We start from the raw sequence: 23,138 nt of genomic DNA, 5'->3' as shown, positions 1-23,138 counted from the left end.
CTGCATGTTGTTAGAACAGGGGTGGCTGGTCGGCGCGCGCCGCGTTCCCTCACCACATTACGATTGTCGCCCGGATGACGAAACTCCCACCTTGCTGGTGGTGCACAATATTAGCCTGCCGCCAGGCGAGTTTGGCGGTCCGTGGATTGATGCATTATTCACCGGAACTATTGATCCGCAGGCACATCCCTTCTTTGCAGAGATTGCCCATTTGCGCGTCTCCGCTCACTGTTTGATTCGCCGTGATGGTGAAATTGTCCAGTATGTTCCTTTCGATAAACGCGCCTGGCATGCGGGTGTTTCCATGTATCAGGGGCGCGAACGCTGTAATGATTTCTCCATTGGGATTGAGCTGGAAGGCACTGATACGCTGGCGTATACCGATGCGCAGTATCAGCAACTGGCGGCGGTCACGCGGGCATTGATTCATCGCTATCCAGCCATTGCCAGTAATATGACGGGACATTGTGATATTGCGCCGGAGCGTAAAACCGATCCCGGCCCTGCCTTTGATTGGGCACGGTTTCGCGCCCTGGTCAGCAAGGAGACAACATGACGCTGTTTACAACCTTACTGGTGTTAATTTTCGAGCGCCTGTTTAAGTTGGGCGAGCACTGGCAGCTTGATCACCGCCTCGAGGCGTTTTTCCGTCGGGTGAAACATTTCTCGCTGGGGCGCACATTAGGAATGACCATTATCGCGATGGGAGCGACCTTTTTACTGTTGCGCGCGTTGCATGGGCTATTGTTCAACGTCCCGACGCTGGTGGTGTGGCTGTTGATTGGTTTGTTGTGTATTGGCGCAGGAAAAGTTCGTCTCCATTATCATGCTTATCTGACCGCAGCTTCTCGTAACGACAGCCATGCCCGTTCCACGATGGCTGGCGAGTTAACCATGATTCATGGCGTCCCCGCAGGCTGCGATGAGCGTGAGTTTTTGCGTGAACTGCAAAATGCCCTGCTGTGGATTAACTTTCGTTTTTACCTTGCGCCACTGTTCTGGCTAATTGTAGGCGGTATCTGGGGACCCGTTACCCTGATGGGCTATGCATTCTTGCGTGCATGGCAATACTGGCTGGCGCGCTACCAGACGCCGTATCATCGTTTACAGTCGGGGGTTGATGCCGTGCTTCATGTAGTGGATTGGGTGCCAGTTCGCCTTGCGGGCGTAGTTTATGCCTTGATTGGTCACGGTGAGAAAGCGTTACCAGCCTGGTTTGCTTCACTGACCGATTTCCATACATCGCAATACCAGGTGTTAACGCGTCTGGCACAGTTCTCACTGGCGCGTGAACCGCATGTCGATAAGGTTGAGACACCGAAAGCAGCGGTTTCAATGGCGAAGAAAACCTCGTTCGTGGTTGTGGTGGTGATTGCGCTACTGACGATTTATGGGACATTGGTGTAAATATTGCTGCCCTCACCCAGAACGGGTGAGGGCGTAGAGAGATTAATGTGCTTTTATGGCTTTTGCGGTTTTCTCTTTGAACAGATAACCGATACCTAACACAACCAGCCATACCGGGATCAGGTAAACCGAAATCGCCATCCCCGGCGTCATCAGCATTATCACCAGTACCGCCGCCATAAACAGCAGGCAGATCCAGTTACCCAGCGGATAGAGCAGGGCAGGGAAACGAGTTGCCACACCTTGTTCTTGCTTAGCGCGACGGAACTTCATATGTGCCAGGCTAATCATCGCCCAGTTAATAACCAGTGCAGAAACCACCAGCGCCATTAACAGTCCGAAAGCGGACTCTGGGGCAAGGTAGTTAATCAGTACGCACAATGCCGTAACCAGCGCAGATACCAGAATGGTATTTACTGGTACGCCGCGTTTATCGACGGAAGCGAGCATTTTCGGTGCGTTACCCTGTTGTGCCAGACCGAACAGCATACGGCTGTTGCAATATACGCAGCTGTTGTACACGGAGAGCGCAGCCGTCAGTACCACGATGTTCAGCGCATTTGCCACAAAGGTATCGCCTAACTCGTGGAAGATCAGCACAAACGGGCTGGTGTCAGCGGTAACGCGTGTCCACGGCATCAGTGAGAGCAGAACGGCTAACGAACCAATGTAGAAAATCAGGATGCGGTAGATAACCTGATTAGTTGCTTTCGGGATGCTTTGCTCCGGGTTATCAGCTTCTGCAGCGGTGATCCCCACCAGTTCCAGACCACCGAACGAGAACATGATAATCGCCATCATCATCACCAGCCCGGTGAAGCCGTGCGGCAGGAAGCCACCCTGATCCCACAGGTTACTAACACTTGCCTGCGGGCCACCGTTGCCGCTGAACAGCAGCCAGCCGCCGAAGATGATCATCGCTACCACCGCGATAACTTTGATAATGGCAAACCAGAACTCCATCTCACCAAACACTTTAACGTTAGTCAGGTTGATGGCGTTAATCACCACAAAGAATACGGCGGCAGAAGCCCAGGTGGGGATTTCCGGATACCAGAACTGAATGTATTTGCCGACAGCCGTAAGTTCTGCCATGGCAACTAAAACGTACAGTACCCAATAGTTCCAGCCAGAAGCGAATCCGGCAAAGCTGCCCCAGTATTTATAAGCAAAGTGGCTAAAGGAGCCTGCGACAGGTTCTTCGACCACCATTTCACCCAGCTGACGCATGATCAGAAAGGCGATAAAACCAGCAATGGCATAACCCAGGATAATCCCTGGCCCTGCGGACTGAATTACGGAGGCGCTACCCAGGAATAGCCCTGTCCCTATCGCGCCACCCAGCGCGATAAGCTGAATATGGCGGTTTTTAAGGCCGCGCTTTAGCTGCTCGCCGTGCTGTTGACCTTCCATCATGAAACCTCGTGCGGTGATTGTTTTTTTGATCTACGCAATGATGCGTGTGTAAGTTTGCAATTCCGTTTGTTGTATTAATTTGTTTACATCAAAGACGTTTGAATTGTTACAAAAAGACTTCCGTCAGATCAAGAATAATGGTATGCGGCGGCGAATGCACCCGCTTTATGCATGGTTGAAGATGAGTTGCTTAAAAAGGAATCGTTTGTAAAGATCAGCCTCAAATCCACTCAATATATAAAATGAATATAAATTCATTATTTTTGAATTAAAAACCGATAAATTGGTAAGTGAATCGGTTCAACTCGGATTTTTATAGTTTAATAATCGTTAAAAAATCCCTTTCTTACGTAAAGTCTACATTTGTGCATAGTTACAACTTTGAAACGTTATATATGTCAAGTTGTTAAAATGTGCACAGTTTCATGATTTCAATCAAAACCTGTATGGACATAAGGTGAATACTTTGTTACTTTAGCGTCACAGACATGAAATTGGTAAGACCAATTGACTTCGGCAAGTGGCTTAAGACAGGAACTCATGGCCTACAGCAAAATCCGCCAACCAAAACTCTCCGATGTGATTGAGCAGCAACTGGAGTTTTTGATCCTCGAAGGCACTCTCCGCCCGGGCGAAAAACTCCCACCGGAACGCGAACTGGCAAAACAGTTCGATGTATCCCGTCCCTCATTGCGTGAGGCGATTCAACGTCTCGAAGCGAAGGGCTTGTTGCTTCGTCGCCAGGGTGGCGGCACGTTTGTTCAGAGCAGCCTCTGGCAAAGCTTCAGCGATCCGCTGGTGGAGCTGCTCTCCGACCATCCTGAATCACAGTATGACTTGCTCGAAACACGACACGCCCTGGAAGGTATCGCCGCTTATTACGCCGCGCTGCGTAGTACCGATGAAGACAAGGAACGCATCCGTGAACTCCACCACGCCATAGAACTGGCGCAGCAGTCTGGCGATCTGGACGCGGAATCAAACGCCGTACTCCAGTATCAGATTGCCGTCACCGAAGCGGCCCACAATGTGGTTTTGCTTCATCTGCTAAGGTGTATGGAGCCGATGTTGGCCCAGAATGTCCGTCAGAACTTCGAATTGCTCTATTCGCGTCGCGAGATGCTGCCGCTGGTGAGTAGTCACCGCACCCGCATATTCGAAGCGATTATGGCCGGTAAGCCGGAAGAAGCGCGCGAAGCATCGCATCGCCATCTGGCCTTTATCGAAGAAATTTTGCTCGACAGAAGCCGTGAAGAGAGTCGCCGTGAGCGTTCTCTGCGCCGTCTGGAGCAACGAAAGAATTAGTGATTTTTCTGGTAAAAATTATCCAGAAGATGTTGTAAATCAAGCGCATATAAAAGCGCGGCAACTAAACGTAGAACCTGTCTTATTGAGCTTTCCGGCGAGAGTTCAATGGGACAGGTTCCAGAAAACTCAACGTTATTAGATAGATAAGGAATAACCCATGTCAGAACGTTTCCCAAATGACGTGGATCCGATCGAAACTCGCGACTGGCTCCAGGCGATCGAATCGGTCATCCGTGAAGAAGGTGTTGAGCGTGCTCAGTATCTGATCGACCAACTGCTTGCTGAAGCCCGCAAAGGCGGTGTCAACGTAGCCGCAGGCACCGGTATCAGCAACTACATCAACACCATCCCCGTTGAAGAACAACCGGAGTATCCGGGTAATCTGGAACTGGAACGCCGTATTCGTTCAGCTATCCGCTGGAACGCCATCATGACGGTTCTGCGTGCGTCGAAAAAAGACCTCGAACTGGGCGGCCACATGGCGTCCTTCCAGTCTTCCGCAACCATTTATGATGTGTGCTTTAACCACTTCTTCCGTGCACGCAACGAGCAGGATGGCGGCGACCTGGTTTACTTCCAGGGCCACATCTCCCCGGGCGTTTACGCACGTGCTTTCCTGGAAGGTCGTCTGACTCAGGAGCAGCTGGATAACTTCCGTCAGGAAGTTCACGGCAATGGTCTCTCTTCCTATCCGCACCCGAAACTGATGCCGGAATTCTGGCAGTTCCCGACCGTATCTATGGGTCTGGGTCCGATTGGTGCTATTTACCAGGCTAAATTCCTGAAATATCTGGAACACCGTGGCCTGAAAGATACCTCTAAACAGACCGTTTACGCGTTCCTCGGCGACGGTGAAATGGACGAACCGGAATCCAAAGGTGCGATCACTATCGCTACCCGTGAAAAACTGGATAACCTGGTCTTCGTTATCAACTGTAACCTGCAGCGTCTTGACGGCCCGGTCACCGGTAACGGCAAGATCATCAACGAACTGGAAGGCATCTTCGAAGGTGCTGGCTGGAACGTGATCAAAGTAATGTGGGGTAGCCGTTGGGATGAACTGCTGCGTAAAGATACCAGCGGTAAACTGATCCAGCTGATGAACGAAACCGTTGACGGCGACTACCAGACCTTCAAATCGAAAGATGGCGCGTACGTTCGTGAACACTTCTTCGGTAAATATCCTGAAACCGCAGCACTGGTTGCAGACTGGACTGACGAGCAGATCTGGGCACTGAACCGTGGTGGTCACGATCCGAAGAAAATCTACGCTGCATTCAAGAAAGCGCAGGAAACCAAAGGCAAAGCGACGGTAATCCTTGCTCATACCATTAAAGGTTATGGCATGGGCGACGCGGCTGAAGGTAAAAACATCGCGCACCAGGTTAAGAAAATGAACATGGACGGCGTGCGTCACATCCGCGACCGTTTCAATGTGCCGGTGTCTGATGCAGATATTGAAAAACTGCCGTACATCACCTTCCCGGAAGGTTCTGAAGAGCATACCTATCTGCACGCTCAGCGTCAGAAACTGCACGGTTATCTGCCAAGCCGTCAGCCGAACTTCACCGAGAAGCTTGAGCTGCCGAGCCTGCAAGACTTCGGCGCGCTGCTGGAAGAGCAGAGCAAAGAGATCTCTACCACTATCGCTTTCGTTCGTGCCCTGAACGTGATGCTGAAGAACAAGTCGATCAAAGACAGACTGGTACCGATCATCGCCGACGAAGCGCGTACTTTCGGTATGGAAGGTCTGTTCCGTCAGATTGGTATTTACAGCCCGAACGGTCAGCAGTACACCCCGCAGGACCGCGAGCAGGTTGCTTACTATAAAGAAGACGAGAAAGGTCAGATTCTGCAGGAAGGGATCAACGAGCTGGGTGCAGGTTGTTCCTGGCTGGCAGCGGCGACCTCTTACAGCACCAACAATCTGCCGATGATTCCGTTCTACATCTATTACTCGATGTTCGGCTTCCAGCGTATCGGCGATCTGTGCTGGGCAGCTGGCGACCAGCAAGCGCGTGGCTTCCTGATCGGCGGTACTTCCGGTCGTACCACCCTGAACGGTGAAGGTCTGCAGCACGAAGATGGTCACAGCCATATTCAGTCGCTGACTATCCCGAACTGTATCTCTTACGACCCGGCTTACGCTTACGAAGTTGCTGTCATCATGCATGACGGTCTGGAGCGTATGTACGGTGAAAAACAAGAGAACGTTTACTACTACATCACTACGCTGAACGAAAACTACCACATGCCGGCAATGCCGGAAGGTGCTGAGGAAGGTATCCGTAAAGGTATCTACAAACTCGAAACCATTGAAGGTAGCAAAGGTAAAGTTCAGCTGCTGGGCTCCGGTTCTATCCTGCGTCACGTCCGTGAAGCGGCAGAGATCCTGGCGAAAGATTACGGCGTAGGTTCTGACGTTTATAGCGTGACCTCCTTCACCGAGCTGGCGCGTGATGGTCAGGATTGTGAACGCTGGAACATGCTGCACCCGCTGGAAACTCCGCGCGTTCCATACATCGCTCAGGTGATGAACGACGCTCCGGCAGTGGCATCTACCGACTATATGAAACTGTTCGCTGAGCAGGTCCGTACTTACGTACCGGCTGACGACTACCGCGTACTGGGTACTGATGGCTTCGGTCGTTCCGACAGCCGTGAGAACCTGCGTCACCACTTCGAAGTTGATGCTTCCTACGTGGTTGTAGCGGCGCTGGGCGAACTGGCTAAACGTGGCGAAATCGATAAGAAAGTGGTTGCTGATGCAATCGCCAAATTCAACATCGATGCAGAAAAAGTTAACCCGCGTCTGGCGTAAGAGGTAAAAGAATAATGGCTATCGAAATCAAAGTACCGGACATCGGGGCTGATGAAGTTGAAATCACCGAGATCCTGGTCAAAGTGGGCGACAAAGTTGAAGCCGAACAGTCGCTGATCACCGTAGAAGGCGACAAAGCCTCTATGGAAGTTCCGTCTCCGCAGGCGGGTATCGTTAAAGAGATCAAAGTCTCTGTTGGCGATAAAACCCAGACCGGCGCACTGATTATGATTTTCGATTCCGCCGACGGTGCAGCAGACGCTGCACCTGCTCAGGCAGAAGAGAAGAAAGAAGCAGCTCCGGCAGCAGCACCCGCGGCTGCGGCGGCAAAAGACGTTAACGTTCCGGATATCGGCAGCGACGAAGCTGAAGTGACCGAAATCCTGGTGAAAGTTGGCGACAAAGTTGAAGCTGAGCAGTCGCTGATCACCGTAGAAGGCGATAAAGCTTCTATGGAAGTTCCTGCTCCGTTTGCAGGCACCGTGAAAGAGATCAAAGTGAACGTGGGTGACAAAGTGTCTACCGGCTCGCTGATTATGGTCTTCGAAGTCGCGGGTGAAGCAGGCGCGGCAGCTCCGGCGGCTAAACAGGAAGCGGCTCCGGCAGCGGCCCCTGCACCAGCCGCTGGCGTGAAAGAAGTTAACGTTCCGGATATCGGCGGTGACGAAGTTGAAGTGACTGAAGTGATGGTGAAAGTGGGCGACAAAGTTGCCGCTGAACAGTCACTGATCACCGTAGAAGGTGACAAAGCTTCTATGGAAGTTCCGGCTCCGTTTGCAGGCGTCGTGAAGGAACTGAAAGTCAACGTTGGCGATAAAGTGAAAACTGGCTCGCTGATTATGATCTTCGAAGTTGAAGGCGCAGCGCCTGCGGCAGCTCCTGCGAAACAGGAAGCGGCAGCCCCGGCTCCGGCAGCAAAAGCTGAAGCCCCGGCAGCAGCTCCGGCTGCGAAAGCTGAAGGCAAATCTGAATTTGCTGAAAACGACGCTTACGTTCACGCGACTCCGCTGATCCGCCGTCTGGCACGCGAGTTTGGTGTTAACCTGGCGAAAGTGAAGGGCACTGGCCGTAAAGGTCGTATCCTGCGCGAAGACGTTCAGGCTTACGTGAAAGAAGCTATCAAACGTGCAGAAGCGGCTCCGGCGGCGACTGGCGGCGGTATCCCGGGCATGTTGCCGTGGCCGAAGGTGGACTTCAGCAAGTTTGGTGAAATCGAAGAAGTGGAACTGGGCCGCATTCAGAAAATCTCTGGTGCTAACCTGAGCCGTAACTGGGTGATGATCCCGCACGTTACCCACTTCGACAAAACTGATATCACCGAGCTGGAAGCGTTCCGTAAACAGCAGAACGAAGAAGCTGCGAAACGTAAGCTGGATGTGAAGATAACCCCAGTTGTCTTCATCATGAAAGCCGTTGCTGCGGCGCTTGAGCAGATGCCTCGCTTCAACAGTTCGCTGTCGGAAGACGGTCAGCGTCTGACCCTGAAGAAATACATCAACATCGGTGTGGCGGTGGATACCCCGAACGGTCTGGTAGTTCCGGTATTCAAAGACGTCAATAAGAAAGGCATCATCGAGCTGTCTCGCGAGCTGATGACTATTTCTAAGAAAGCGCGTGACGGTAAGCTGACTGCGGGCGAAATGCAGGGCGGTTGCTTCACCATCTCCAGCATCGGCGGCCTGGGTACTACCCACTTCGCGCCGATTGTGAACGCGCCGGAAGTGGCTATCCTCGGCGTTTCCAAGTCCGCGATGGAGCCGGTGTGGAATGGTAAAGAGTTCGTGCCGCGTCTGATGCTGCCGATTTCTCTCTCCTTCGACCACCGCGTGATCGACGGTGCTGATGGTGCCCGTTTCATTACCATCATTAACAACACGCTGTCTGATATTCGCCGTCTGGTGATGTAAATAAAAGAGCCGGCCCAACGGCCGGCTTTTTTCTGGTAATCTCATGAATGTATTGAGATTATTAGCGAATAGACAAATCGGTTGCCGTTTGTTGTTTAAAAATTGTTAACAATTTTGTAAAATACCGACGGATAGAACGACCCGGTGGATAATGGGCGTCATAAAAAAAACGTCAGACCCGCCGGAGATAAATATATAGAGGTCATGATGAGTACTGAAATCAAAACTCAGGTCGTGGTACTTGGGGCAGGCCCCGCAGGTTACTCCGCTGCCTTCCGTTGCGCTGATTTAGGTCTGGAAACCGTAATCGTAGAACGTTACAACACCCTTGGCGGTGTTTGCCTGAACGTCGGCTGTATCCCTTCTAAAGCACTGCTGCACGTAGCAAAAGTCATCGAAGAAGCCAAAGCGCTGGCTGAACACGGTATCGTCTTCGGCGAACCGAAAACCGATATCGACAAGATTCGTACCTGGAAAGAGAAAGTGATCAATCAGCTGACCGGTGGTCTGGCTGGTATGGCGAAAGGCCGCAAAGTCAAAGTGGTCAACGGTCTGGGTAAATTCACCGGGGCTAACACCCTGGAAGTTGAAGGTGAGAACGGTAAAACCGTGATCAACTTCGACAACGCGATCATTGCAGCGGGTTCTCGCCCGATTCAACTGCCGTTTATTCCGCATGAAGATCCGCGTATCTGGGACTCCACTGACGCGCTGGAACTGAAAGAAGTACCAGAACGCCTGCTGGTAATGGGCGGCGGTATCATCGGTCTGGAAATGGGTACCGTATACCACGCGCTGGGTTCACAGATTGACGTGGTTGAAATGTTCGACCAGGTTATCCCGGCGGCGGACAAAGACATCGTTAAAGTCTTCACCAAGCGTATCAGCAAGAAATTCAACCTGATGCTGGAAACCAAAGTTACCGCCGTTGAAGCGAAAGAAGACGGTATTTATGTGACGATGGAAGGCAAAAAAGCACCCGCTGAACCGCAGCGTTACGACGCCGTGCTGGTAGCGATTGGTCGTGTGCCGAACGGTAAAAACCTCGACGCAGGCAAAGCTGGCGTGGAAGTGGACGACCGTGGTTTCATCCGCGTTGACAAACAGCTGCGCACTAACGTGCCGCACATCTTTGCTATCGGCGATATCGTCGGTCAGCCGATGCTGGCACACAAAGGTGTTCACGAAGGTCACGTTGCCGCTGAAGTTATCGCAGGTCAAAAACACTACTTCGATCCGAAAGTTATCCCGTCCATCGCCTATACCGAACCAGAAGTTGCATGGGTAGGTCTGACTGAGAAAGAAGCGAAAGAGAAAGGCATCAGCTACGAAACCGCCACCTTCCCGTGGGCTGCTTCTGGTCGTGCGATCGCTTCCGACTGCGCAGACGGTATGACCAAGCTGATTTTCGACAAAGAATCTCACCGTGTGATCGGTGGTGCGATTGTCGGTACCAACGGCGGCGAGCTGCTGGGCGAAATCGGTCTGGCAATCGAAATGGGTTGTGACGCTGAAGACATCGCGCTGACCATCCACGCGCACCCGACTCTGCACGAGTCTGTGGGCCTGGCAGCAGAAGTGTTCGAAGGTAGCATCACCGACCTGCCGAACCCGAAAGCGAAGAAGAAGTAATTTTCGTTTGCCGGAACATCCGGCAATTAAAAAAGCGGCTAACTACGCCGCTTTTTTTATGCCTGCAATTTACCTTTCCAGTCTCCTTGCTCCACGCTCAGACAACCGTTCGCGTACCGCTGACCGTTGCTCATTATTCAATCGGGCAGTATGGTTATTGTCGTTCAGACGTTGCGGGCGGCTCTCCTGAATTTTCTCCCGCGCAACCTGACGCTGCTCAGGCGAGGCAGACTGGATACGCTGACGTGCTGCATCTCTTTGCTGTTGATTCTGCGGGCTAGTCTGCATTTTCTCGCGGGCCGCCTGGCGCTGCTCAGGAGAGGCAGACTGGATACGCTGACGCGCTGCCTCTCTTCGCTGCTGGTTCTGCGGGTTAGTCTGCATTTTCTCGCGAGCCGCCTGGCGCTGTTCAGGCGAGGCAGATTGATAACGCTGACGCGCCGCCTCTCTTCGCTGCTGGTTGTGCGAGTTAGTCTGCATTTTCTCGCGGGCCGCCTGGCGCTGCTCAGGCGAGGCAGACTGATAACGCTGGCGAGCGGCGTCCTTTTGCTGCTGGGTCAGTGGTTGGTGGCGGCTGAACTCGCGGAAGTCGTCATAATTACCATAGTGTTCCGCTTCATTAAACCGCTGTGCCGCAGCCTGACGCTGGGTATCTCGCGTAGTGACTGGTGCTGCGTGTGTTCGTTGCTGAAACTGGCTTGCTGCCGCCTGGCGCTGGCTGTCGCGCGTTGGGGCAGGTAACTGTGTGGCACTCATGCCACCTTTAACATCGGTTTGGTGAAACCGTTTTGCCATATCCTGATCATGATAAGGCACACCATCGCGGTAATTCGGATTGTGCCGCCATGCCATATTCTTGTCAGTAAGATGCTCACCAGTAATGCGGTTGAAATTGTTGACGTCGATATTGATGTTGTCGCCGTTGTGTTGCCAGCCATTACCGTCACGATGACCGCCATCGTGGTGAATATAATCATCATCGTCATGATGATGATGGTCATGATCGTCGTCATCCCAGTCTATGCTGCTGAATAGTGCGTACGTGGTAGCAACGCCCATGCTATAGCCGAATCCACGCACAAAGCTGTCAACAAACGGTTCCCCGGCTGGCGGCGGCAGGTAAACCGGCGGGTAAGCGGTATTGGCCCAACTGCCGTAAACCACGGTGGGGTTGTAGTTGGGAATATAAACTACATCCGGATTGGCGGGCTCAATGGTTATTACGGTCGGCGCAGGTTCTGCGACGACGGGGCTGGACGTTGAAACGGTATTTGATTGTGTGACAGGGGCGCTGGCGGGCTGATTTGCCGGTACGACTTTTTTCGTTGTCGTGATGACCTTTTGTTCAGTTGATGACTTCAGTGACCCGGTTTGTTGCGCCAGTTGCCGCAAACGTTGTACCGAGTCCATCACATCCTGCGGCTGCGCCAGAAATGCGTCGCCAAGATTTTGTACCCATTGCGGGTTTTCCCCCATCAACGCCATCAATTGCGGAAAAGCCACCAGCGATTTGACGCTGGCATCCCACGGCTGGTCGGATACTGCCTGAATAGCGGCATCACCTTGCTTGAGCGGGTTGTCGTGCGACCACTGCACGGCCTGGGCGACATTTGCCGGATAGGTCGATGCCATCAGCACCTGCGAAAGCAGGGCGTCGGGATATAGCGCGACGGGCGCGACCCATTGATCGATTTGTGCAGTGCTGAATGCGGATTTGACGACGGCAGGCGTTACGGGGGGCGCGGAAACCGTTGCAGGAAGCGTAACTGCGGTGATGTCAGGCGCAGTCTGTTGTGTCGATTGCGCTTCCACAGGCGCTTCCACTGTGCGGCTTTTTATATATAGCCCGGCAGAGGCGGCACAAAGCCCGGCACTGCAAATTAGCGCCAGCACATGGGGTTTAAACGGCAAAGTCATTTTCATAATTCGGATCTCAAGGAAATCGCAATGGTCGGCGAACTGCCACCCGCAGGTGCTGTAAATCTGAGTATAAAGAGGCGGTAGTTTAAATTTTGACTAATCTTGGGATTCGTTGAGAAAGGTGATTATCACTATGCGAATTAACGAAGTTTTTACGGAGGGAAACAATCTCTAGACCATCCTTAACGATTCAGCCACTTTTTTATGTTGCTTTTTTGTAAACAGATTAACACATCGTCAAAATCCTGCTATTCTGCCCGTTGCGGTACTGGGCATTTACCCTACAAACTGCTGTCTCACAGGAGCGTGAAGAGAATCGCCTGCCGCACTATGACAATGAGAGCGAGGAGAACCGTCGTGCTAGAAGAATACCGTAAGCACGTAGCTGAGCGTGCCGCTGAGGGGATTGCGCCCAAACCCCTGGATGCAAACCAAATGGCCGCGCTTGTAGAGCTGCTGAAAAACCCGCCCGCGGGCGAAGAAGAATTCCTGTTAGATCTGTTAACCAACCGTGTTCCCCCTGGCGTCGATGAAGCCGCCTATGTCAAAGCAGGCTTCCTGGCTGCTGTCGCCAAAGGCGAAGCCAAATCCCCACTGCTGACTCCGGAAAAAGCCATCGAACTGCTGGGTACCATGCAGGGTGGTTACAACATTCATCCGCTGATCGACGCGCTGGATGATGCCAAACTGGCACCGATCGCTGCCAAAGCACTGTCCCACACGCTGCTGATGTTCGATAACTTCTATGACGTAGAAGAGAAAGCCAAAGCAGGCAACGAATATGCGAAGCAGGTAATGCAGTCCTGGGCGGATGCCGAATGGTTCCTGAATCGCCCGGCGCTGGCTGAAAAACTGACCGTTACCGTCTTCAAAGTCACTGGCGAAACCAACACCGATGACCTTTCTCCGGCACCGGATGCGTGGTCACGCCCGGATATCCCATTGCACGCGCTGGCGATGCTGAAAAACGCCCGTGAAGGTATTGAGCCAGATCAGCCAGGCGTTGTTGGTCCGATCAAGCAAATCGAAGCTCTGCAACAGAAAGGTTTCCCGCTGGCGTACGTCGGTGACGTTGTGGGTACGGGTTCTTCGCGTAAATCCGCCACCAACTCCGTTCTGTGGTTTATGGGTGATGATATTCCACATGTGCCGAACAAACGCGGCGGTGGTTTGTGCCTCGGCGGCAAAATTGCGCCAATCTTCTTTAACACGATGGAAGACGCAGGTGCACTGCCAATCGAAGTCGACGTTTCTAACCTGAATATGGGCGATGTGATTGACGTTTACCCGTACAAAGGTGAAGTGCGTAACCACGAAACCAACGAGCTGCTGGCAACCTTCGAACTGAAAACCGACGTGCTGATTGATGAAGTGCGTGCTGGCGGTCGTATTCCGCTGATTATCGGTCGTGGCCTGACCACCAAAGCGCGTGAAGCACTTGGTCTGCCGCAGAGCGATGTGTTCCGTCAGGCGAAAGATGTCGCTGAAAGCGACCGTGGCTTCTCGCTGGCGCAGAAAATGGTAGGTCGCGCCTGTGGTGTGAAAGGTATTCGTCCAGGCGCGTACTGTGAACCGAAAATGACTTCTGTAGGTTCTCAGGATACCACTGGCCCGATGACCCGTGATGAACTGAAAGACCTGGCGTGCCTGGGCTTCTCGGCTGACCTGGTGATGCAGTCTTTCTGTCACACAGCTGCTTATCCGAAGCCAGTTGACGTTAACACGCACCACACGCTGCCGGACTTCATTATGAACCGTGGTGGTGTGTCGCTGCGTCCGGGTGACGGCGTAATCCACTCCTGGCTGAACCGTATGCTGCTGCCGGATACCGTGGGTACGGGTGGTGACTCCCATACCCGTTTCCCTATCGGTATCTCTTTCCCGGCGGGTTCTGGTCTGGTGGCGTTTGCTGCTGCCACTGGCGTAATGCCGCTGGATATGCCGGAATCCGTTCTGGTGCGCTTCAAAGGCAAGATGCAGCCAGGCATTACCCTGCGCGATCTGGTACACGCCATTCCGCTGTATGCGATCAAACAAGGTCTGCTGACCGTTGAGAAGAAAGGCAAGAAAAACATCTTCTCTGGCCGCATTCTGGAAATTGAAGGTCTGCCGGATCTGAAAGTTGAGCAGGCCTTTGAGCTGACCGATGCGTCCGCCGAGCGTTCTGCCGCTGGTTGTACCATCAAGCTGAACAAAGAGCCGATCATCGAATACCTGAACTCCAACATCGTCCTGCTGAAGTGGATGATCGCGGAAGGTTACGGCGATCGTCGCACCCTGGAACGTCGTATTCAGGGCATGGAAAAATGGCTGGCGAATCCTGAGCTGCTGGAAGCCGATGCAGATGCGGAATACGCGGCAGTGATCGACATCGATCTGGCGGATATTAAAGAGCCAATCCTGTGTGCTCCGAACGACCCGGATGACGCGCGTCCGCTGTCTGCGGTACAGGGTGAGAAGATCGACGAAGTGTTTATCGGTTCCTGCATGACCAACATCGGTCACTTCCGTGCTGCGGGTAAACTGCTGGATGCGCATAAAGGCCAGTTGCCGACCCGCCTGTGGGTGGCACCGCCAACCCGTATGGACGCCGCACAGTTGACTGAAGAAGGCTACTACAGCGTCTTCGGTAAGAGCGGTGCTCGTATCGAGATCCCGGGCTGTTCCCTGTGTATGGGTAACCAGGCGCGTGTGGCAGACGGTGCGACGGTGGTTTCCACCTCTACCCGTAACTTCCCGAACCGTCTGGGTACTGGTGCGAACGTCTTCCTGGCTTCTGCGGAACTGGCTGCTGTTGCGGCGCTGATTGGCAAACTGCCGACGCCGGAAGAGTACCAGACCTACGTTGCGCAGGTGGATAAAACTGCCGTTGATACTTACCGTTATCTGAACTTCAACCAGCTATCTCAGTACACCGAAAAAGCCGATGGGGTGATTTTCCAGACTGCGGTTTAATAAGTAAGCGCACGCGCTGCGTATAAACGACACAATGCCCGGTGAATGAGATTCCCGGGCATTTTTTATTTCTAAACCATCGCCGTTCCGCTGTTTTTCTCCGGTAAGGCTGCGATAATTACATCAATGGCGCAATGCGATTTCGGCGCATTGCCGGGAGCAGAGGAACACACTATGGATTACGAATTTCTGCGCGATATTACCGGAGTGGTAAAGGTGCGCATGTCCATGGGGCATGAAGTGGTCGGGCACTGGTTTAATGAAGAGGTGAAAGAAAACCTGGCCTTGCTTGATGAAGTGGAACAAGCAGCGCACGCACTGAAAGGTAGCGAACGGTCCTGGCAACGGGCAGGGCATGAATACACCCTGTGGATGGACGGTGAAGAGGTGATGGTTCGCGCCAATCAACTGGAATTCGCTGGCGATGAAATGGAAGAGGGGATGAACTACTACGACGAAGAAAGCCTGTCGCTATGCGGCGTTGAGGATTTTCTGCAGGTCGTGGCGGCTTACCGCAATTTCGTGCAGCAGAAGTAAATAAATCTGGCGGAGCCTGGGAGCTCCGCCAGAGCCGTTAAACAGCTGGCATATTGCGCCCGTAATAAATCTCGCGCATTTCTTTCCACAGCGCAGCGGTAATTTCCTGGCGCTCGCTGTCGGTTAAATCTTCCGGTTTGGTGTGGAACATGTAGTGCTTAAGGTCGAACTCTTTAAGCAACATCTTGGTATGGAAGATATTTTCCTGATAGACGTTTACATCCACCATGTCATACAGCGCCTTCATATCGTCAGACATAAAGTTCTGAATCGAATTAATCTCATGGTCGATAAAGTGCTTCATACCGTTAATGTCGCGGGTAAAACCGCGCACGCGATAATCAATGGTTACGATATCGGACTCAAGCTGGTGGATCAGGTAATTCAGCGCCTTCAGCGGAGAAATCACGCCGCAGGTAGAGACTTCAATATCGGCGCGGAAGGTACATAAACCGCCTTCAGGATGACTTTCCGGGTAGGTATGTACGCAAATATGACTTTTATCGAGATGGGCAACGACCGTTTCTGGCAGTGGGCCGGGGTGTTCTGTTTTGTCGATGAGTTTCGGGTCGATCGGTTCTTCACTCACCAGGATAGTGACGCTGGCACCCTGTGGTTCGTAATCCTGGCGGGCGATGTTAAGAATATTGGCCCCGATAATGGAACAGGTTTCTGACAGGATTTCGGTCAGACGGTTGGCATTATAGAGTTCATCGATATAAGCAATATAACCGTCGCGCTCTTCGGCAGTTTTGGCGTAGCAGATATCGTAAATACAAAAACTCAGACTTTTGGTCAGATTATTAAAGCCATGCAGTTTCAGTTTTTTCAATTTCTTATCTTCTCCTTAGGACGGCTGTGAAGCCAGAGCGTCTTGCAGATACTGAGGTAAGGCAAAAGCTGCCGTATGGACTGCCGGATTGTAATAACGGCATTTCAGGCCAGAGGCGAGAAAACGCGCCTGAATAATTTCGGTTGAGAGATGGCGTAAGGCGTCGTTATCTGTTGCCCATGCAAAGGTCATGATGCCGCCGTAATAGGTCGGGATCGCGGCCTGATAAAAGCCAACGTCGCTGAAGTAATGGCTGAGTTTGCGATGACTGTCGATAGCTTCTTCCTGCTGTAAAAAGCAGACGCCGTTTTGTGCGACGAAGATACCGCCAGGATTCAGGCAACGTTTGCAGCCTTCATAAAATGCTGAGGTGAACAGACTTTCGCCGGGGCCGATAGGATCGGTGCAGTCGGAGATAATGACATCAAAGGTCTGGCTGGTTTGATTCACGAAATTGACGCCATCGTCGATCACCAGCTTAAAGCGCGGATCGTCGTAGCTACCGGCGTTATGGTTGGGCAAATACTGACGGCAGAACGATACGACACCCGCATCGATTTCCACCATCGTGATTGACTCAACGCTTTTGTGCCGGGTCACTTCACGCAGCATGGCACCATCACCGCCGCCGATAATCAGCACATGTTTCGCGTGACCGTGGGCCAGTAGCGGAACATGGGTCATCATCTCATGATAGATAAACTCGTCGCGCTCGGTGGTTTGTACTACGCCATCCAGCGCCATCACGCGACCAAATGCGGCGTTCTCAAAAATGATCAGATCCTGGTGATCGGTCTTTTCATGATACAGAACGTTATCTACAGCAAAGTACTGCCCAAACTGGTCGTGTAGCGTTTCATGCCACAGTTTATTTTCGGCCACGGGTTGATACCTCCTTTGTTAACACTCGTAAAAAAAGAGCGCAACATAATAGCTAACATTGACCGTGGTTGCACGGTCAATATTTCTACAAAAAGGAGCTGTGATTATTTAACGTAGGCAAGCAGGCTTAAGGAATCGCGGGCCAGGGCTTTGCACTTTTTCGCGACGGGAATGCCGATACCGCTGAGATCGCGGTAGCTGTCTTCACCGAGAGATTTCATGTCGAAGGTGTCGTAGTTGCTGAGATCCCACTGGTTTTGCTGGGCGAAAAAGACCAGTGCGCGACGAATTTGTCCATTAGGTAAGTTCTGGTAACCACAATCGTTCTTCAGAAAAACAAAAACTGCCGTTAAATCGGCCATATCTTCGGCTTCAGACTCGCTGAGCGCGTAACTGTTTGCGCAAACGGCCATCAGGCTGCCGAATAACACTGTTCTGAAAAACGTCTTCATTGCTTCTACCAGGACTTAAAGAAGATAAACGTTAGCACACTGTGAGCGAGGCGACGACCATTATTGTCGATTAAATTGTGTCTGCGGCTTGACCTTCCCGTAAGGGGAAGGACTATGCTCAACGTTTGATTTTGTTTCGCCTGCTTGAGAATAAGGAAATAACTATGCAACGCCGTGATTTCTTAAAATATTCCGTCGCGCTGGGCGTGGCTTCGGCTTTGCCGCTGTGGAGTCGAACAGTTTTTGCCGCCGAACGTCCAACACTGCCGATCCCCGAACTCCTCACTTCTGATGTTCGTGGCCGCATAAAATTATCGATAATGCCAGGTCAGTCCACCTTTGCCGGGAAAACGGCGACCACCTGGGGCTATAACGGTAATCTGTTAGGGCCTGCGGTGAAGTTACAGCGTGGCAAAGCGGTAACGGTTGATATCTATAACCAACTGACGGAAGAGACGACGTTGCACTGGCACGGGCTGGAAGTACCGGGTGAAGTGGACGGCGGCCCGCAGGGGATTATTCCGCCAGGCGGTCAACGCACGGTGACGCTGAACGTCGATCAACCTGCCGCTACCTGCTGGTTCCATCCGCATCAGCACGGCAAAACTGGGCGTCAGGTGGCGATGGGGTTGGCTGGTCTGGTGGTGATTGAAGATGACGAGATCCTGAAATTAATGCTGCCAAAACAGTGGGGTATCGATGATGTTCCGGTGATCGTTCAGGATAAAAAATTTAACGCCGACGGACAGATTGATTATCAACTGGATGTGATGACCGCCGCCGTGGGCTGGTTTGGCGATACGTTGCTGACCAACGGTGCAATCTACCCGCAACATGCTGCCCCCCGTGGTTGGCTGCGCCTGCGTTTGCTCAATGGCTGTAACGCCCGCTCGCTCAATTTCGCCACCAGCGACAATCGCCCGCTTTATGTGATTGCCAGCGATGGTGGTCTGCTGCCTGAACCGGTGAAGGTGAGCGAGCTTCCCGTGCTGATGGGTGAGCGTTTCGAAGTGCTGGTGGAGGTTAACGACAACAAACCGTTTGACCTGGTGACGCTGCCAGTCAGCCAGATGGGGATGGCGATCGCGCCGTTTGATAAGCCGCATCCGGTAATGCGGATTCAGCCGATTGCTATTAGTGCCTCCGGTGCTTTGCCAGATACGTTAAGTAGCCTGCCTGCTTTACCTTCGCTGGAAGGTTTGACGGTACGCAAGCTGCAACTTTCTATGGACCCGATGCTCGATATGATGGGGATGCAGATGCTGATGGAGAAATATGGCGATCAGGCGATGGCCGGGATGGATCATAGCCAGATGATGGGCCATATGGGGCATGGCAATATGAATCATATGAACCACGGCGGGAAGTTCGATTTCCACCATGCCAATAAAATCAACGGTCAGGCGTTTGATATGAACAAGCCGATGTTTGCGGCGGCGAAAGGGCAGTACGAACGTTGGGTTATTTCTGGCGTGGGCGACATGATGCTGCATCCGTTCCATATTCACGGCACGCAGTTCCGTATCTTGTCAGAAAATGGCAAACCGCCAGCGACGCATCGCGCGGGCTGGAAAGATACCGTTAAGGTAGAAGGTAATGTCAGTGAAGTGCTGGTGAAGTTTAATCACGACGCACCGAAAGAACATGCTTATATGGCGCACTGCCATCTGCTGGAGCATGAAGATACGGGGATGATGTTAGGGTTTACGGTATAAAAAGACCATATTCGGAAATATGCCCGGATCTCTCCGGGCATTAAACTGATGACAAACGCAAATCTGCCTGATGCGCTACGCTTATCGGGTCTACGTGAACTCCGCAATCTACTGAATTTGCAGGGTTTTGTAGGCCGGATAAGGCGTTCACGCCGCATCCGGCATGAACAACGCGCACGCAATCTGAGCGAATCTTACTTCATATCATCCGGCAACGCATAAGCCACAATATAGTCGCCCATCTTCGTACCAAATGAACCGTGACCGCCTGCGGAGATCACCACATACTGCTTGCCATTCACTTCATAGGTCATTGGTGTAGCCTGACCACCCGCCGGTAAACGGCCCTGCCACAGTTTTTCACCGTTGCTCATGTTGTAAGCGCGCAGGTAGTTATCTGCCGTAGCAGCGATAAACAGCACGTTACCCGCTGTGGAGATTGGCCCGCCCAGCATCGGCATACCCATATTGAACGGCACCGGAACAGGCATCGGGAACGGCATGCTGTCCTGCGGCGTACCAATACGTTTCTTCCACACCACTTCGTTGGTTTTCAGATCCAGCGCCGAGATATAACCCCATGCTGGCTGTTTACACGGCAGACCAAACGGTGAAAGGAATGGATTGAGCGTGACGCCATACGGTACACCGTACTGCGGCTGAATGCCGGATTCTGTACCCGTGCCTTTGGCATCTTTCGGCTGCTCCATCGGGTTGCCAGGACCGCGTGGGATCAGTTTCGAAACAAACGGCAGTGCCATTGGGTTGGCAATCGCCACTTCACGATTCGGATCAACGGAAATCCCGCCCCATTCGAACATCCCCAGGTTACCCGGGAAGACCAGCGTACCCTGTTCAGATGGCGGGGTGAAAATGCCTTCATAGCGCATCTGGTGGAACATCACGCGGCACACCAGCTGGTCAAACATGGTGGCGCCCCACATATCCGCACCGCTCAAATCTTTTGTCGGACGGAAGCTCAGTTCAGAGAACGGTTGAGTAGGGGTAACGTAATCGCCTTTCGCTGCACCTTGGGGAACCGGTTTTTCCGGGGCCGGAACCACCAGTTCACCATTACGACGATCGAGCACAAAAATGTTGCCGGTTTTCGCCGGAGCGTAAATAACCGGCACTTTCTGACCATTAACGGTGATATCCGCCAGCGTCGGCTGTGCCGGAAGATCCATATCCCACAGGTCGTGGTGAACGGTCTGGTAGCTCCACGCCAGTTTCCCGGTAGTGGCATTCAGCGCCAGAATCGAGCTGGCATAACGTTCCTGTTCCGGTGTGCGGTTACCACCCCAGATATCCGGCGTGGTCACGCCCATCGGCAGATAGACCAGATCCAGCTTCGCGTCATAGGCCGCAGGAGCCCACGAATTTGGCGAGTTAAAGGTAAAGGTGTGCTCGTCAGACGGGATCGCGTTCGGATCTTTTGCGCCCGGATCAAAGGCCCACAGCAGCTCACCAGTGTTGACATCAAAACCACGGATCACGCCAGACGTTTCGCGGGTTGAGAAGTTGTCGGTAACTGAACCGGCCATCACGATGGTTTTATCGGTGATAATCGGCGGCGAAGTCGGTTCATACAGACCCGGTTTGGTGTCCGGCATATTGCTTTGCAGATTGAGCACGCCTTTATTGGCGAAGGTTTCGCACAGTTTGCCGTTTTCAGCGTTAATCGCAATCAGGCGACCATCATTCACCGGAAGAATGATACGACGCGGGCAATCCGCCATCACTTCTGGCGAAGCGGTTTCTGCTTTGGCTTCATGATAAGAGACGCCACGACAGGTTACGTGCTGGAAGGACTCGTTGGTTTTCAGCTCAGGATCGTAATGCCATTTCTCTTTGCCGCTGGCGGCATCAAGCGCAAACAGACGCTGGTGAGCGGTACACAGGTAAAGGGTGTCGCCCACTTTAATTGGCGTCACTTCATTGGTGATTTCGCCCGGATCGTTCGGCTGTTTCACATCGCCTGTACGGAACACCCAGACTTCTTTCAGGTTGTGGACGTTATCGGCGTTAATTTGTTTCAGTGGTGAAAAGCGTTGACCTTCCTGATTGCGGCCATAGGCAGGCCAGTCCTGATCGGCAACGGGTGAGATAGCTTCGGCAGGTGTGGCATCGGCGCTTAAAGTGCCATTGATTTCCTGCGGATCGTTAAATCCGGCCCAGGTCAGGATACCGCCACTAATCAGCAGTGCCACCACCAGTGCGGCAACTGCGCCGCTGGCAGGAATAACCAGGCGACGCCAGACAAACGGCAGGATCAGCCAGATGCCGAAGAAGACCAGAATGTCGCTGCGCGGAGTCAGCGCCCAGAAGTCGAAACCAACTTCCCAGACGCCCCAAATCATGGTGCCGAGCAGCAGGGCGGCGTACAGCCAAAGCGCGGCACGTTTACTGCGCCACAGCATCCAGGCGACGCCGAGCATCACAAGGCCAGCGATAGGGTAATACCAGGAGCCGCCAATCGCGACCAGCCAGCCTCCGCCAATAAGTAGATACAGCCCGCAAAGCGCTGCAAATAGGGCTGTTAGCGTGACGAGTAATCGTCGCGAGCCTGTATTGTTAATTGCCATAAAGAAACACCATTTCAATTCATTAATATTTTAGTAGCAATTAATTATAGGTTTTAACATGTGTGATCGTCATCACAATTTGAGCTTTATTAACAGATTCCGCCAATGAATAGTTTTACTGGTATACTGCATGTCTTGCGCTTTGTTGCGGTGCTGAATCCCGCCCGTGCGAAGTGATTTGTTTTTAAATCATATGGTTAGAGATATGAAACATACTGTAGAAGTAATGATCCCCGAAGCGGAGATTAAAGCGCGTATCGCCGAACTGGGTCGTCAGATTACTGAGCGTTACAAAGACAGCGGCAGCGATATGGTGCTGGTAGGTCTGCTGCGTGGCTCATTTATGTTTATGGCGGACCTGTGCCGTGAAGTTCAGGTATCTCATGAAGTCGATTTTATGACCGCCTCCAGCTACGGTAGCGGCATGTCCACCACCCGTGATGTGAAAATCCTCAAAGATCTGGATGAAGATATCCGTGGCAAGGACGTGCTGATTGTTGAAGATATCATCGACTCGGGGAATACACTGTCGAAAGTGCGTGAGATCTTAAGCCTGCGCGAACCGAAGTCGCTGGCGATTTGTACGCTGCTCGATAAACCGTCCCGTCGTGAAGTGAACGTCCCGGTAGAATTTATCGGTTTCTCGATCCCGGATGAGTTTGTGGTGGGTTACGGCATTGATTACGCACAGCGTTACCGTCATCTGCCATATATCGGCAAAGTGATTCTGCTGGACGAGTAAGTGTGAAGTTGCCGGATGTATTGCATC

General features: G+C 52.5%; 16 protein-coding genes. 10 read left to right on the top strand and 6 right to left on the bottom strand.

Annotation, left to right across the window (positions count from 1 at the left end):
• Positions 1 to 4: 4 nt before the first annotated feature.
• A complete protein-coding gene (gene ampD / locus D9597_RS03435; RefSeq protein WP_130221625.1) occupies positions 5 to 556 on the top strand; it encodes a 1,6-anhydro-N-acetylmuramyl-L-alanine amidase AmpD in 552 nt (183 codons plus the stop codon).
• Positions 553 to 1,407, top strand: a complete 855-nt coding sequence (gene ampE, locus D9597_RS03430) for a beta-lactamase regulator AmpE (protein WP_130221624.1) — start codon at positions 553 to 555, stop codon at positions 1,405 to 1,407. Before ampD ends, ampE begins: the two co-directional genes overlap by 4 nt.
• Positions 1,408 to 1,449: 42 nt before the next feature.
• On the opposite strand, the gene aroP is transcribed toward ampE, so the two are convergent.
• Complete coding sequence (gene aroP / locus D9597_RS03425) at positions 1,450 to 2,823, bottom strand: aromatic amino acid transporter AroP (protein WP_165383528.1); 1,374 nt, start codon at positions 2,821 to 2,823, stop codon at positions 1,450 to 1,452.
• Between the two features lie 540 nt (positions 2,824 to 3,363).
• Here aroP and pdhR point away from each other — a divergent pair.
• The 4 genes from pdhR to lpdA all read left to right on the top strand — a co-directional run bounded on the left by pdhR (position 3,364) and on the right by lpdA (position 10,491).
• Positions 3,364 to 4,128: a pyruvate dehydrogenase complex transcriptional repressor PdhR gene (pdhR, locus tag D9597_RS03420; RefSeq protein WP_000331776.1), complete on the top strand. Its 765-nt coding sequence runs from the start codon at positions 3,364 to 3,366 to the stop codon at positions 4,126 to 4,128.
• Positions 4,129 to 4,288: 160 nt separating this feature from the next.
• A complete protein-coding gene (aceE, locus tag D9597_RS03415; protein ID WP_000003821.1) occupies positions 4,289 to 6,952 on the top strand; it encodes a pyruvate dehydrogenase (acetyl-transferring), homodimeric type in 2,664 nt (887 codons plus the stop codon).
• Positions 6,953 to 6,966: 14 nt separating this feature from the next.
• Complete coding sequence (aceF, locus tag D9597_RS03410) at positions 6,967 to 8,859, top strand: pyruvate dehydrogenase complex dihydrolipoyllysine-residue acetyltransferase (protein WP_130221623.1); 1,893 nt, start codon at positions 6,967 to 6,969, stop codon at positions 8,857 to 8,859.
• A gap of 207 nt (positions 8,860 to 9,066) precedes the next feature.
• The gene (lpdA, locus tag D9597_RS03405; RefSeq protein WP_130205068.1) at positions 9,067 to 10,491 is read left to right on the top strand and encodes a dihydrolipoyl dehydrogenase; all 1,425 of its coding nucleotides are present in this window, start codon (positions 9,067 to 9,069) and stop codon (positions 10,489 to 10,491) included.
• Between the two features lie 69 nt (positions 10,492 to 10,560).
• On the opposite strand, the gene D9597_RS03400 is transcribed toward lpdA, so the two are convergent.
• Positions 10,561 to 12,414, bottom strand: coding sequence for a DUF3300 domain-containing protein (locus D9597_RS03400; protein WP_130221622.1), 1,854 nt, complete (start codon positions 12,412 to 12,414; stop codon positions 10,561 to 10,563).
• Between the two features lie 354 nt (positions 12,415 to 12,768).
• Between D9597_RS03400 and acnB the strand changes: the two genes are divergently transcribed.
• Together acnB and yacL are read left to right on the top strand one after the other, a co-directional pair.
• Positions 12,769 to 15,366, top strand: a complete 2,598-nt coding sequence (gene acnB, locus D9597_RS03395; RefSeq protein ID WP_130221621.1) for a bifunctional aconitate hydratase 2/2-methylisocitrate dehydratase — start codon at positions 12,769 to 12,771, stop codon at positions 15,364 to 15,366.
• 174 nt (positions 15,367 to 15,540) lie between these two features.
• Positions 15,541 to 15,903 carry a protein YacL gene (gene yacL / locus D9597_RS03390; protein WP_000384306.1) on the top strand — a complete coding sequence of 121 codons (363 nt, stop codon included), beginning with the start codon at positions 15,541 to 15,543 and terminating at the stop codon, positions 15,901 to 15,903.
• A 37-nt stretch (positions 15,904 to 15,940) separates the two neighbouring features.
• Here yacL and speD read toward each other — a convergent pair whose 3' ends face one another.
• The 3 genes from speD to D9597_RS03375 form a co-directional block, all read right to left on the bottom strand.
• The gene (speD, locus tag D9597_RS03385) at positions 15,941 to 16,735 is read right to left on the bottom strand and encodes an adenosylmethionine decarboxylase (RefSeq protein WP_072651535.1); all 795 of its coding nucleotides are present in this window, start codon (positions 16,733 to 16,735) and stop codon (positions 15,941 to 15,943) included.
• Positions 16,736 to 16,750: 15 nt separating this feature from the next.
• Entirely contained in the window at positions 16,751 to 17,617 is an 867-nt protein-coding gene (speE, locus tag D9597_RS03380) for a polyamine aminopropyltransferase (protein WP_130221620.1), read from the bottom strand.
• A gap of 104 nt (positions 17,618 to 17,721) precedes the next feature.
• A complete protein-coding gene (locus D9597_RS03375) occupies positions 17,722 to 18,069 on the bottom strand; it encodes a YacC family pilotin-like protein (RefSeq protein ID WP_000846617.1) in 348 nt (115 codons plus the stop codon).
• A gap of 164 nt (positions 18,070 to 18,233) precedes the next feature.
• Here D9597_RS03375 and cueO point away from each other — a divergent pair, with 164 nt between their 5' ends.
• Positions 18,234 to 19,784, top strand: a complete 1,551-nt coding sequence (gene cueO / locus D9597_RS03370; protein WP_130221619.1) for a multicopper oxidase CueO — start codon at positions 18,234 to 18,236, stop codon at positions 19,782 to 19,784.
• 194 nt (positions 19,785 to 19,978) lie between these two features.
• On the opposite strand, the gene gcd is transcribed toward cueO, so the two are convergent.
• Positions 19,979 to 22,369, bottom strand: coding sequence for a quinoprotein glucose dehydrogenase (gene gcd / locus D9597_RS03365; protein WP_130221618.1), 2,391 nt, complete (start codon positions 22,367 to 22,369; stop codon positions 19,979 to 19,981).
• Between the two features lie 205 nt (positions 22,370 to 22,574).
• On the opposite strand from gcd, the gene hpt reads away from it, so the two are divergent.
• The gene (hpt, locus tag D9597_RS03360; RefSeq protein WP_000683335.1) at positions 22,575 to 23,111 is read left to right on the top strand and encodes a hypoxanthine phosphoribosyltransferase; all 537 of its coding nucleotides are present in this window, start codon (positions 22,575 to 22,577) and stop codon (positions 23,109 to 23,111) included.
• The last annotated feature ends 27 nt before the right edge of the window (positions 23,112 to 23,138 follow it).

Source organism: Escherichia sp. E13S3 (genome assembly GCF_004212325.1).
Lineage (GTDB): Bacteria > Pseudomonadota > Gammaproteobacteria > Enterobacterales > Enterobacteriaceae > Escherichia.
Note: the sequence above shows the minus strand (reverse complement) of the source record. Positions and strands in the feature narration are given on the sequence as shown.